Consider the following 1462-nt stretch of genomic DNA (forward strand, 5'->3'; position numbering starts at 1 on the left):
GGTCGAGAGGATTTCGGTGCTTGGGCTGGGCAGGCGGCCTTCGGGCGGAGGTGCCGAAAGTCGCGGCGGACTCGGGCGGGGGTGAGCCTTTCGGGCGGGGTCGGCTTCTCCCACGGCCGCCGGAGGTCTGCCGCCAGCGGGCGGGCGAGTCGGAGCTGGGTGAAGGCGGCGAGGATCAGCCAGGTCCAGCGGTCGGCGGCTTGGGGGGTGCGGATCTTCGGGCAGGTCCAGCCCAGTGTCTGCTTGAACAGGCGGAAGGTGTGCTCGATGTCGAAGCGTCGCAGGAACGCCTGCCATAGACGGTCGACCTGGGCTGTGGTGGCGTCGGTGCCCGACCACCACAGCCAGACCGGCTTCGGTGTCGCTCCGCTGGGCAGGTGGTCGACCTGCAGGCGGATCACGGTGCCCTCGATCACCGGCAGGGCTCCCAGCTGGGCCGTCCAGGCGGAGCGGTGGGTCAGTCTCGGGTGGAGCCGGTTCCAGGCGAGTGCGGTGGCGGTGCCGTAGAGCCGGGTTTCGGTCACCGTCTGCGCGTCGGGGATATTCCACGTGGCCGGGTCACCGAAGACGAACTCGCCGCCATGGCGGGGCGGACGACCCCGGGCGCTGGGCTCGCGGGGCGGTGCCGCACGGCGCAGGACACGGTCCGAACGCATCCGGCCCAGCACCTGCACCGGCAGATCCCGTAGGAGGAAGGCCAGCCGCGGCACGTCGTAACCGGCGTCCACCACGATCAGGATCTCCGGGTCACCGTCCTTCCACTGCCCGGCCGAGATCAGCCGTTCGACGAGTTCACGCATCTGCCGGGCAGTGACGGTGGCGGCGTCGTCGCCCGGTGCCAGCCGCAGCGCGTCCAGCGGCGCGGTCCACGAAGTGCGTCCCGTCTCCAGCGCGCAGATCACTGAATACGGCCAGCCGGGGACTGGGATGTGCTGATCCTTGCCCCGCCCGTATGTGTGGCACAGGATCCGCTGCGGTGATGTGTGCGCGCTGGGCCGCAGCCAGCAGGTGATATCCGCAGCCAGGGCCAGCCGGCCGTCCGCCGCCCGCGGCAGGGGCACCGTTGCCAGGGCCCGTCGCAGCCGGGCGACGTCGACCCGGCCTACGGCCAAGGCGTCGTAGAGTCCACCGTGCCCGCGACGGTGTTCACCCACCAGCGACAGTTCCACCAGCGACCGGACCGGACCATCGGCGCACAACACCGCGTCCGCGAGTTCGAACAGCGCATCCGCACGCCTGGTCAGACAGGAGTAGAACTCACCCCGGAAGCGTGACAGTTCCGCAAACGGATCCTGCCGGACAGCATGATGCAGCAGACTCATCCCCACGGCCTTCGTGCTGAGTGTTGTGTGTTCCTTGGTCGGATCACATGCTCAGCCGAAGGCCGCCCGCACGCACGGCAGTTACCAGTCCGAGTGATCAAGTACGAGGACTCGTTCGGGCCCTGAGGTTAAAGATCAAG

At 69.3% G+C, this 1462-nt stretch carries 1 protein-coding gene; it reads right to left on the minus strand.

Features of this window, described 5'->3' with window-relative positions; genetic code table 11:
- Positions 1 to 1322: NF041680 family putative transposase (locus ACFWWQ_RS29650; RefSeq protein WP_384602351.1), on the minus strand; the 1322-nt coding region annotated here is incomplete at its 3' end.
- Between the last annotated feature and the right edge of the window lie 140 nt (positions 1323 to 1462).

This window comes from Streptomyces sp. NPDC059080 (assembly GCF_042739975.1).
Classification (GTDB): Bacteria; Actinomycetota; Actinomycetes; order Streptomycetales; family Streptomycetaceae; genus Streptomyces; species Streptomyces benahoarensis.